The organism is Achromobacter semiaridum, from assembly GCF_053543755.1.
Genome location: NZ_JBLVOL010000096.1, coordinates 3,625 through 14,502, shown reverse-complemented (window position 1 = coordinate 14,502; position 10,878 = coordinate 3,625). Strand labels below are relative to the sequence as shown.

Sequence of the window (10,878 nt, the reverse complement as noted above, 5' to 3'; positions counted from 1 at the left end):
GCACCCACGGCCGCCGCCGCACGCGATGCACGCCCCTATCGCATCGCCGCCGGCACGCTGGCCGACGCGCTGCCGCGCTTTGCCGACAGCGCGGGCGTGACGGTGCTGTTCGACGCCGCGCTGGTGGGACAACGGCGCACGCCGGGGCTGTCGGGCACCTACACCGTGGCGGACGGCTTTGCGCGCCTGCTGGACGGCAGTGGCCTGGCCGTACAGGAACGCAGCCGCAACGTGTTCGTGCTGCAAGCCGCCATGCCCGGCATCACGCAGCTGGCGCCGGTCAAGGTAGAAGGCGAGGGCGCGGTCGCCACGCCCGCGTGGGAAACCAGCACCGACCGCAAGCGCATGGACGACCTGCAAATCAAAAACTGGAGCGACCTGGGCAAGCGCGCCGAACCGGGCGTGAGCTTCAACCGGTCCAACAACAGCATCAACATTCGCGGCCTGGATCAAGACCGCGTGCTGACGCGCGTGGACGGCATCCGCCTGCCCTGGCTGGATGACGGTGCGCGCGGCGTGAAGGGCGGGCTGGAAGCCGTGGACTTCAACAGCCTGTCGCGCCTGGACATCGTGCGTGGCGCGGACGCCAGCGCGGGCGGCTCCGGCGCGATCTCCGGCATTGCCGACCTGCGCACGCTCGATCCCTCCGACCTGCTAACGGACGGCAAGACCTTTGGCGCACTGGCCAAAACCGACTACGACTCCGCCGATTCCAGCTGGGGCGCCAACGCCGCACTGGCCGGCCAGATCCACAGCAATACGTTCTGGCTGGTGCAGGCCGGCGTGCGCAACGGCCATGCGTTGGACAACCGGGGCGACGTGGGCGGCTACGGCCCCAAGCGCAGCGAGCCCAGCCCGGAAGACTACGACCAGCGCAGCTTCCTCTTGAAGCTGCAACAACGCGTTGAAGGCGGCCACCGCTTCGGCCTGACCGGCGAAACCTTCAAGCGCAAGGCCGACATCGACAACATGTTCGAACAGGGGGCGGGCACCAGCTACCTGTACGGCGAGAACAGCACGAAGAAAGAGACCGAGCGCGAGCGCGTGTCGTTCGACTATTCCTACCAGGCCCCCAGCGCCGGCGGCCTGATCGACTCGGCAACCGCCGTCGTCTACTGGCAGCGCGTGCGGCTGGACAATTCGCTGGACGGCATGCGCAGCGTGGATTCCCGCGCGCGCATCATCCCCGGCGACCCGTTCCGCTATGGCTTTCCCAGTGGCCCTTACGGGCGCAGCAATTCCATCCAGCAGACGCTCTTCGGCGTGAACGGTGAATTGACCAAGCGGCTGGCCGGCGCGTCCGTATCGCAGCTGTGGACCGTGGGCGGAGAGTGGTTCGGCAACAAGACCGAGCAGAATTCCAGCGGCTACGACAATTGCCCGGCCATTCGCCCCGGCCTGCCCGCGCCGTTTGGCCCGCGTTCGTGCGACATGCTGCATACCAATCAGGCCGACGTGCCGCAGTCCAAGGGCAACCAATGGGCGCTATGGGTGCAGGACGAATTCAGCTTTGCCGATGGCCGCTACACCGTCATGCCGGCCCTGCGCTACGACCACTACGAGCAAAAGCCGCAATCCACCGAAAGCTACGCCAGCAACCCGAACGCGGCCGCGCTGCCGCCGTCCAACAGTGGCAGCCGCTTCTCGCCCAAGCTGCTGGCCACGTGGAAGGCCATGGACGAACTGAGCCTGTACGCGCAATACGCCTACGGCTTCAAGGCGCCCAGCGCCAGCCAGCTTTACACCAACTACGGCGGCCCCGGCACCTACTTGCGCGTGGGCAATCCGTACCTGAAACCCGAAACCAGCAAGGGTTGGGAACTGGGCGCCAAGATCGGTTCCGACGATCTGGGCGGTGCGGTATCGTTCTTTGATAATCGTTATCAGAACTTTATCGATACCAGTCAGCCGCTGGACGCCAACTCGCCGCAATGGCAGACCGGCTGGGCAGGGCAGTATCCACTGGGCGTGACCGGCAACGTGAACCGGGGCAAGGTGCGCATCTATGGCGCCGAAGCCAGCGCGCACTGGAAGTTCTCGCCGGGCTGGCGCACCTGGGGCTCGCTGGCCTGGGCCGTGGGCAAGGATGAAGGCACGGGCCAGTACCTGAACTCCGTGGCGCCGCTGAAAGCCATCCTGGGCGTGGGCTACGGGCGGGATGTATGGGGCGTGGACGCCATGCTGACCACCGCGCTCAAGCGCGACAAGGTCGAATACCCCGAGGCATCGGCCACAACGCCCAACGCCGACTTCCAGGCGCCGGGCTATGGTGTGGTGGACTTGATGGGTTACTGGCGGCCCACCGCCGTGAAGGGATTGCAGGTGCAGGCTGGCGTGTTCAACCTGTTCGACAAGAAGTACTGGGAAGCCATCAACGTGCCGACCGCCGGGTCGCTGGCCTTGCCGCGCACGGTGGACTGGTACACCGAACCGGGACGCAGCGTGCGCGTGTCCCTGACGTACCAGTATTGACATTGATCACACGCCGCCGCCAGGCATCCGCCGGGCGGCGGCGGTAAACGGAACCCTTTGGGCTGGAGGCCTACGATGACGAATCAAGATTTCACGACCCGCGCCGACGAACTGCGCGCCCGCAATGAAGCCCTGTCCGCCACGCAACCGAAGCTGCGCGCGCGCAACCTGGCCCAGGCGCTGAACGTGTCCGAGGCCGAATGGATCGCCGCCGGCTGTGGCGGCGTCCAATCCACCGCGCTGCATGGTTCGCCGCAAGATATCTTTCGCGAACTGGGCACGCTGGGCGAAGTGATGGCATTGACGCGCAACGACTGGTGCGTGCATGAACGCCACGGTGAATACCTGGACATTCAGGCCGACGGCCTGGTGGGCCTGGTGTTGGGACCCGACATCGACCTGCGCGTGTTCTTTACCGCATGGAAATCGGCCTGGGCCGTTCAGCAGGACGGCCGCCACAGCCTGCAATTCTTCGACGGCGCGGGCGCGGCGGTGCACAAGGTGTACCGCACCGACGCCACTAACGCCGCCGCCTATGACGCGCTGGTCGCCAAGTTCGCGGGCCAGGCGCAATGGCCCGACACGCAAGCCTATGCGCCCGCCACCGATGCCGCTCAGGTCGATGACGCGGCGGCCTTCCGGCAGGCCTGGCTGGCCATGCGGGACACCCACGAATTTTTCCCCTTGCTGCGCAAGTTCAAGGTGACCCGGCTGGCGGCGCTGGCGGCGGTGGGTGACGATCTGGCGCAGCCCGTGCCGGCCGAATCCGTTGAACGCATGTTGCAGGCGGCGGCGGAATCGGCGCTGCCGATCATGTGTTTCGTGGGCAATCGCGGCATGATCCAGATCCATACCGGTCCGGTGCAACAACTGCGCCGCACGGGCCCTTGGTACAACGTGCTGGACCCGAAGTTCAACCTGCACCTGGACACCACCGCCATCGCTTCGGCATGGGTGGTGAACAAGCCGACTGCCGACGGCTGGGTCACGTCGCTGGAGGTCTATGCCGACACGGGCGACCTGATCGTGCAGTTCTTCGGCGAGCGCAAACCCGGCAAGCCGGAGCTGGCCGGCTGGCGCGAATTGCTGGTGGGCCTGTGCGATGCGCCGTTGGCGGTTTGAGGACATGCGATGAAAAAATGGTCGGCAATCGCCATGCCGAAGGCAAAGGCAAAGGCAAAGGCATTGGCAAAGGCAAAGGCATGGGCAAACGCTGTGGCAGTGGCGATGGCATTGGGCTGCGGCGTCGCGCCGGGCGCGCACGCCGCTGAACCCAGCCGGGTGGTCAGCCTGGGCGGCAGCGTCACCGAGATCGTCTATGGCCTGGGCGAGGGCGACCGGCTGGTGGGGGACGACCTGTCCAGCCTCTACCCCGAAGCCGCCACGCGCCTGCCGCGCGTGGGCTATTACCGCGCCGTGCCGGTCGAAGGGGTGCTGTCGCTTAAACCCGATCTGGTGCTGGCATCGGAACAGGCCGGGCCGCCCGAAGCGCTCAAGCGTCTGGCGGGCGTGGGCGTGCGCGTCGTCACGGTGCCGGACGCGCCGTCGGTGGATTCGTTGAAGGCGCGCATCCGTGCCGTGGCCGACGCGCTGGGCGTGGCGCCCGCGGGCGAACGCATGGTGGACAAGGTCTCGCGGGAACTCGCGCGTGCCGAGGCCATTGCGCCCACGCGGGCGCGCGCGCTGTTGCTGCTTAACCGCACGGGCACGCCGCAGGGCGCGGGCCGCGACACCGCCGCCAATGAAGTCATGCAGCTGGCCGGCCTGACCAATGTGCTGCATGACCAGCAGGGCTACAAGCCCCTGTCGGCCGAGGCCATCGGCGCATTGGCGCCTGACCTGATCGTGGTGACGCAAGCGTCGCTGGAGGCCACCGGCGGCATGGACAAGTTCCTGGCGCAGCCGGGCGTCGCCGGCTCGCCAGCGGCCGCCAGGCGTCGCGTGGTGGTCATGGACGACCTGCTGATCCTGGGCATGGGGCCACGCCTGCCGCTGGCGCTTACCCAGCTTAAACAAGAGGTGGCCGATGTCATGGCGCGTTAGCGCGCCAACGGCCTTGGTGCTGTTGGGCTTGGCCTTGCTGCTGGCCGTGCTGGGCGCCACGGCGCACGGCGCGGTGACGATCCCGCTGCGCGAACTGCCGGCGCTGCTGTGGGGCACGCCCACGCCTGAAAACGCCTTGTGGCGCAATGTGCTGATCGACATCCGCTTGCCGCGCGTGCTGTTCGCGGTGGTAACGGGGGCGGGGCTGGCGATAGCGGGCGCGGCCATGCAGGCTTTGTTTCGCAACCCTTTGGCGGAACCGGGCCTGATCGGTATTTCGGCGGGGGGCGCGCTGGGCGCCGTCGCCGCCATCGTGCTGACCTCGGGTGGGTTCTGGGTCACCGCGCCGTCCGCCTTCGTGGGCAGCCTGCTGGCGACGATGTGCGCGTATGCCGTGGGACGGCGCGTGCCCGGCGTGGCGGGCTTGCTGCTGGCGGGCGTGGCGATCACGGCAATGTCGTTCAGCGTGATCGGCCTGTTCACCTTCGTGGCCACCGACGCGCAGCTGCGCGACTTGACCTTCTGGAACATGGGCAGCCTGGGCGGCGCGAACTGGAACGTGCTGGCCTTCCTGGCGCCGTGGGTGCTGCTGATGAGCGCGTGGCTGATGTGCCAGTGGCGCGTGATGAACGCCTTGCTGCTGGGCGAGCGCGAGGCCCAGCATCTGGGCTACGCGCTCAAGCGCGTGCGGGCGCAGCTGGTGCTGGCCAGCGCGCTGATCGTCGGGCCGCTGGTGGCGGCCACCGGCACCATCGTCTTCGTGGGGTTGGTGGTGCCGCATCTGGTGCGCATGACGCTGGGCGCCAATCACCGGTGGCTGCTGCCGGCCACCGTGCTGGCCGGTGGCCTGGCGCTGGTGCTGGCCGACTGGATGGCGCGCACCGTCGTCGTGCCCGCCGAACTGCCGATCGGCCTGGTCACGGGCCTGGTTGGCGGCCCCTTCTTCCTGTGGCTGCTGGCGCGCGGCCGGAGGCTGGCATGACATCGCCCACACAAATAGCGGCCGGACAGGCGCAGGCTGCAAAGGCGCAGGCTGCAAAGGCGCAGGCTGCACAGACGCAACCCGCCCCACGCACGGCCGGGCAGGCCACGGGCGGACAAGCCCTGGCCGCCCACAGGCTGACCTTGTCTCGCGGCGGCGCGCGCATCCTGACCGACGTGTCGCTGGAGGTGCGCCCCGGCGAGGTCGTGGGCTTGCTGGGCGCGAACGGCGCGGGCAAATCCACCTTGCTGGGTGCGCTGGCGGCCGAGCTCTCGGCCGATGCCGGCCAGATAACGCTGGACGGCGCGCCGCTTGCCGGCATGGTGCTGGGCCGGCAAGCGCGACGCCGAGCGGTGCTGCCGCAAAAGCCCGGCCTGACTTTCGACCTGGGCGTGCGTGAAGTGGTGGCAATGGGCGCCTACCCGTTCGCCGAACTGGCGCCTGCACAAGTCGATGCGCTGGTGGCTCAGGCGCTGGGCCTTGCCGATGTGGCGCACCTGGCCGGCCGCCGCTACCCGGAACTATCGGGCGGCGAACAGCAACGCGTGCAATTCGCACGTGTGCTGGTGCAATGCCACGCCGCCCGCGCACCCGGCGAGGCGCGTTATCTGTTGCTGGACGAACCCACCGCCAGCCTGGACCCGAAGCACCAGGGCGACCTGCTGCACCGCGCCTGGGAACTGGCGCATGAGGGCAATACAGGCGTCCTGGTGATTCTGCACGACATGAATCTGGCCGCGCGCTGGTGCGACCGCCTGTTGCTGCTAAGCGCCGGCCGCGCCATCGCGCAGGGCACGCCGGCCCAGGTGCTGACGGCCGCCAACCTGTACCGGGCCTATGGCATCGAGGCCCAGGTGATCGCGCATCCTTTGCAGCCCGATCGGCTGCTGGTCCTGACGGTGTAGCGGGCAGGGCGGTGCGCGCCATTCGGGTTGGTGGCGCACGGCGGCGCCGGGCCGGTAAAATGGCGGCCGAGGTACACCGCGTCATACACTGCGGGCACCTGATGCCTACCCCCGATTTTTCATCATCCAACAGGACCCGTGTCATGCCTACTTTTGACGTCGTCTCTGAAGTCGACAAACACGAACTTACCAACGCCATCGATCAGGCCAACCGCGAACTATCCACCCGCTTCGACTTCAAGGGCAGCGACGCCAAGTTCGAACTGGAAGGGTTCGTCGTCACCCAGGTTGCCTCCAGCGCCTTCCAGCTCAAGCAAATGCTCGACATCCTGCGCGGCCGCCTGTCGGCGCGTGGTATCGACGTGCGCTGCCTGGACGTGGCCGACCCCCTGGAAAACCTGGGCGGCGCCCGCCAGAAGGTGACCATCAAGCAGGGTATCGAACAGCCCGTGGCCAAGAAGCTGATCGCCGCCATCAAGAACGCCAAGCTCAAGGTGGAATCGCAGATCAACGGTGACAAGCTGCGTATCACCGGCAAAAAGCGCGACGACCTGCAATCGGCCATCGCGCTGTTGAAAAAGACCGACGTCGACCTGCCCTTGCAGTTCGAAAACTTTCGCGACTAAGCGCCCCGGCCCGCCGCCATGGGGCATTCCAGCGAACTGCAACTGGTGGTTGAGCTGGCCCGCGCCGGCGGCATGTCGGCCGCGGCCCGCCAGCTGGATGTCACCCCCGCGGCGGTCAGCAAACGGCTGGCGCAGATCGAAGCGCGGCTGGGCGTGCGGCTGTTCAACCGCAGCACGCGGCGCCTGAGCCTGACGGCCGAAGGCGAGGTCTACCTGGAAAGCGCCCGCCGCATCCTGGGCGAAATCGAAGACCTGGACGCGCTGATCGCCAGCCGCCAGGACACCCCGCGCGGCCGCTTGAAGGTCAACGCGCCGCTGGGTTTTGGCCGCAGCTACATCGCGCCGGCCATTGCGGAATTTTCCCGGCAGTATCCCGACGTGATGCTGCAATTGCAGCTGACGGACAGCCCCGCCGACTTCGTGCAGGACGCGTTCGACGTGGCGGTGCGCTTTGGCGACCTGCCCGACACCCGACTGATTGCCCGCAAGATCGCGCCCAACCGGCGGCTGGTGTGCGCATCGCCGGCTTACCTGAAAGCGCATGGCGTGCCGCTGACCCCGCACGACCTGACGCGGCACCAGTGCATAGTGCTGCGCCAGAACGAAGACGCCTACAGCCTGTGGCGCTTCACCAAGGGACGCCGCAGCGAAACCGTGAAGGTACGCGGTGCGTTAAGCAGCAACGATGGCGAAGTGACGCTGACCTGGGGGCTTGCCGGCCTGGGCATCTTGCAGCGCGCCGAATGGGACCTGGCGCGCTACCTGCGCAGCGGCCGGCTGGTGCACGTGCTGGAAGACTACGCGCTGCCGCAGGCCGACATCTACGCCGTGTTCCCGGAACGCCACCACCTGTCCGCCAAGGTCCGCGTCTTTGTGGATTTTTTGGTGGGCTACTTTCAGCGCGATAAACAGGCAGCCTGGTAGGGAAGGATGCGCAGCCCCCGCGCGGAAGCAACCAGGCGGGTGGCAAGCGGCAGACTGAACCGACAGCACGCAGCAGACAGCACGCAGCAGACAGCACGCAGCAGACCGCACGCAGCAGACAGCACGCGGCAGACCGCACGCAGCAGACTGCACGCAGCAGACAGCACGCAGCAGACAGCAGGCCGCCCGGTCCTCAGTCCGTTGCGCTCAACCCGCCGACCACAGATGCTGCGCGGCATACGCGCGCCATGGCCGCCATGACTCGGACCGCGCCAGCAACTGCGCGGGCGTGTAGGGCCGCGCTTCCAATTTCTCCAACGCACGGATCAAGCCGATGTCCGCGCTGGGAAACGCATCCGGTTCACGCAATTGGCGCAACGCAATGTACTGCGCCGTCCACTCTCCGATGCCGCGTATTGCGCGCAGCCGCTTGACCGCGTCTTCCAGACTGCTGCCCGGATCGAACAAACGTGGGTCCGCCACCGCCGCAGCCGCCACCGCCGACAGCGTGGCCGCGCGGCTGCGCGGCATGCCCAGACCGGCAAGCTCCGTGTGGGCCAGCGCCGGCGGCTCGGGAAAACAGTGGGTCAGGCCGTCCTCGGGCTGCGTCAGCCATGCGCCATGCGCGGCAACCAGCTTGCCCGCCAACCGGATAGCCGCCGACACGGTGATCTGCTGGCCCAGCACCGCGCGCATCGCCAATTCAAATCCGTCCCAGGCGCCCGGCACGCGCAAGCCAGGGCGCGCGGCGATCAACGCCGCCATCACCGGGTCATGCCCGAACTGCGCCGCCAGCGCAACGGGGTCGCTGCCCAGGTCGAACAGCCGCCGGATCCGCGCAATGATCGTCGGCAATGCATTCACGCGTGCCACGCGCACCGTGGCCAGCAACGCGTTGCCGGTGCCCGGCCGCACGCCGATCGTGCCCTGCATGCCATCCACGCTGACCGTGCGCGCATAGCAATCGCCATCCACGCGCTCCATGCCGGGTATGGCCCGCAGACGTAGAAAATCCAGCATGGCCGCCCAGTCGTAAGGCGGCCGGTAGCGCAGCAACAGCTTGATTTCGCCTTGCGCGGCATAGGGCACATCGGGCCGGGCCGAACGCCGCAGCGCGCCGGGCGCGCGGCCGAACAGCGCCAGGAAGGTTTCATTGAAGCGGCGAATGCTGCCAAAGCCGGAAGCGAAGGCAATGTCGGCCATGGGCAGCTGGGTTTCGTGGATCAGTTGCTTGGCCAGCAGCACACGCCGGGTTTGCGCCACGGCCACCGCCGACGCGCCCAGATGCTGGCGAAACAGCCGGCGTAGTTGCCGGTCGCCCACGCCCAGCCTGGCGGCCAGCGCATCCACGCCGGCATCGTCCAAGGCGCCCGCCTCGATCAGCGCCAGCGCGCGCGCCACGCTGTCCGGTAGTTCACGCGGGGGGCCAAGGTCGGGCGCGGTTTCCGGGCGGCAGCGCAGGCAAGGGTGAAACCCCGCTTCTTGAGCGCCGGCGGCGCTGGCGAAAAACGTGACATTGCGAGATAGCGGCGTGCGCGCCGGGCACACCGGGCGGCAATAAATGCGCGTGGTCTTCACCGCCGTGAAGAAGCGCCCGTCGTAACGGGCGTCGCGCACGCTGATGGCGCGGTAGCAGGCGTCGTGGTCCAGGTTCATGCCGCCATGCTAGCGCCGCCGGCAGGCGGGCATCTAGCGGTTTTCGGACACTGTTGTGCCGATGATATTGCTGTCCGAAAACCGCCGACACATCCACCGCGCGGCACGCCTGCGCCTGACCAAAAGCGCGGGCATGGACGGGCATGTAAAGATGTCGTCGCGGTTTGCAAACCCTTGTGACAGGTCTGAATGACTTTGTAGCGTGTTAAGCAACACGGCGGCATATGATGCGTTCCCTTTTTCGGAGAACAGATTTTTATGTCGCGCCCCTTGTGCATGTCCGCTATTTTGGCCGCCACGTTGATGCTCGCCGCGTGCGGTGACGACAACGCCAAGCCGCAAGCAAAAGCCGCCGAAGCCAGCACCGCCCAGGCCGAGATCGTCAAGTACAACCAGTACGTTGACGCGGCCAACAGCATCAGCCAGTCGTTTGATGAAACGCTGGACCAGTACAACAAGTACATGGTGCCCAAGATGGCCGACAAGAAGCCCGTGAAGGACTACGTCATCGGCAACGACATCATGGTGCTGCGCACCAAGGAAAAGCTGGAAAAGGCCCTGGCCATGAAGCCGGCCATCCCCGAGATCGACGCGCCCGCCAAGAACTTTGCCGACGCGCTGGGCAAGCTGGCCCCGCTGTCCACCGAACTGCAAAACTACGCCGCCGCCAAGACCTTCCTGTCGGACAACGGCGCGCTGGCGCGCGAGAAAAGCCCCGCCTACGTGGCTGCGCTGACCGACGTGGCCAAGGCCGAAAGCGCCTTCTACCATGGCATTTCCGTGAAGGACACGGCCAACACCAAGGAAGCGTTCGAGAAGGCCAAGAAGGACACCGTGGCCTACTACCGCGCGGGCATGGTCTATTACGGCAAGTCCACGCTGGACCAGGCCACCGGCATATTCGAAGGCACCGGCCTGGGCGACAAGAAGGACGCGTTCAAGCAGCAGCTGGACAAGCTGAACGAGATGACGCTGGGCTTTGACAAGAAGACCCGCGAGGCCGACCCCAAGGGCTGCGCCAGCACGATGATGCAAGCCAATGCCTTCCTGGCCGCCGGCCGCAAGGTGCTGGAAAACACGGACAGCGGCCGCTACCAGCAAGACGCGGAACGCACCGGCGCCTTCAAGATGATGCGTCCCACCATCGTGGACGACGCCTACAGCCTGCGTCAGACGTTCAACAACCTGATCAACAACCTGAACGTCAACCGCTGCTGATCGCCACCGCGCCATCTTCAACTTCAGGTTGAAGATGTTGTGAACGGCGGGG

The 10,878-nt window shown here is 66.9% G+C and carries 9 protein-coding genes; 8 read left to right on the top strand and 1 reads right to left on the bottom strand.

What is annotated here, in order from left to right; translation table 11 throughout:
• The 7 genes from ACNPP0_RS22470 to ACNPP0_RS22440 all read left to right on the top strand — a co-directional run.
• The coding region (locus ACNPP0_RS22470) for a TonB-dependent receptor (protein ID WP_448707056.1) at positions 1–2,472 on the top strand (2,472 nt) is incomplete at its 5' end.
• 75 nt (positions 2,473–2,547) lie between these two features.
• Entirely contained in the window at positions 2,548–3,594 is a 1,047-nt protein-coding gene (locus ACNPP0_RS22465; RefSeq protein WP_448707055.1) for a hemin-degrading factor, read from the top strand.
• Positions 3,595–3,699: 105 nt separating this feature from the next.
• The gene (locus ACNPP0_RS22460) at positions 3,700–4,515 is read left to right on the top strand and encodes a heme/hemin ABC transporter substrate-binding protein (protein ID WP_448707054.1); all 816 of its coding nucleotides are present in this window, start codon (positions 3,700–3,702) and stop codon (positions 4,513–4,515) included.
• The gene (locus tag ACNPP0_RS22455) at positions 4,499–5,497 is read left to right on the top strand and encodes a FecCD family ABC transporter permease (RefSeq protein WP_448707053.1); all 999 of its coding nucleotides are present in this window, start codon (positions 4,499–4,501) and stop codon (positions 5,495–5,497) included. Before ACNPP0_RS22460 ends, ACNPP0_RS22455 begins: the two co-directional genes overlap by 17 nt.
• Entirely contained in the window at positions 5,494–6,402 is a 909-nt protein-coding gene (locus ACNPP0_RS22450; protein WP_448707052.1) for a heme ABC transporter ATP-binding protein, read from the top strand. Before ACNPP0_RS22455 ends, ACNPP0_RS22450 begins: the two co-directional genes overlap by 4 nt.
• Positions 6,403–6,545: 143 nt before the next feature.
• Positions 6,546–7,028 (top strand): YajQ family cyclic di-GMP-binding protein, encoded by a 483-nt coding sequence (locus ACNPP0_RS22445; RefSeq protein ID WP_046805184.1) that lies wholly within the window; start codon positions 6,546–6,548, stop codon positions 7,026–7,028.
• Between the two features lie 18 nt (positions 7,029–7,046).
• Positions 7,047–7,952, top strand: coding sequence for a LysR family transcriptional regulator (locus ACNPP0_RS22440; RefSeq protein WP_332611357.1), 906 nt, complete (start codon positions 7,047–7,049; stop codon positions 7,950–7,952).
• Between the two features lie 207 nt (positions 7,953–8,159).
• Here the strand turns inward: ACNPP0_RS22440 and ACNPP0_RS22435 are convergent, their stop codons facing one another.
• Positions 8,160–9,608, bottom strand: coding sequence for an AlkA N-terminal domain-containing protein (locus ACNPP0_RS22435; protein ID WP_448707051.1), 1,449 nt, complete (start codon positions 9,606–9,608; stop codon positions 8,160–8,162).
• A 276-nt stretch (positions 9,609–9,884) separates the two neighbouring features.
• On the opposite strand from ACNPP0_RS22435, the gene ACNPP0_RS22430 reads away from it, so the two are divergent.
• Positions 9,885–10,826 carry a DUF3829 domain-containing protein gene (locus ACNPP0_RS22430; protein WP_448707050.1) on the top strand — a complete coding sequence of 314 codons (942 nt, stop codon included), beginning with the start codon at positions 9,885–9,887 and terminating at the stop codon, positions 10,824–10,826.
• The last annotated feature ends 52 nt before the right edge of the window (positions 10,827–10,878 follow it).

Coding starts and splice junctions, on each gene's coding strand:
- ACNPP0_RS22465 (WP_448707055.1), top strand. CDS start 2,548: ATGACGAATCAAGATTTCACGACCCGCGCCGACGAACTGCGCGCCCGC.
- ACNPP0_RS22455 (WP_448707053.1), top strand. CDS start 4,499: ATGTCATGGCGCGTTAGCGCGCCAACGGCCTTGGTGCTGTTGGGCTTG.
- ACNPP0_RS22430 (WP_448707050.1), top strand. CDS start 9,885: ATGTCCGCTATTTTGGCCGCCACGTTGATGCTCGCCGCGTGCGGTGAC.
- ACNPP0_RS22460 (WP_448707054.1), top strand. CDS start 3,700: ATGGCATTGGGCTGCGGCGTCGCGCCGGGCGCGCACGCCGCTGAACCC.
- ACNPP0_RS22435 (WP_448707051.1), bottom strand. CDS start 9,608: ATGAACCTGGACCACGACGCCTGCTACCGCGCCATCAGCGTGCGCGAC.
- ACNPP0_RS22445 (WP_046805184.1), top strand. CDS start 6,546: ATGCCTACTTTTGACGTCGTCTCTGAAGTCGACAAACACGAACTTACC.
- ACNPP0_RS22450 (WP_448707052.1), top strand. CDS start 5,494: ATGACATCGCCCACACAAATAGCGGCCGGACAGGCGCAGGCTGCAAAG.
- ACNPP0_RS22440 (WP_332611357.1), top strand. CDS start 7,047: ATGGGGCATTCCAGCGAACTGCAACTGGTGGTTGAGCTGGCCCGCGCC.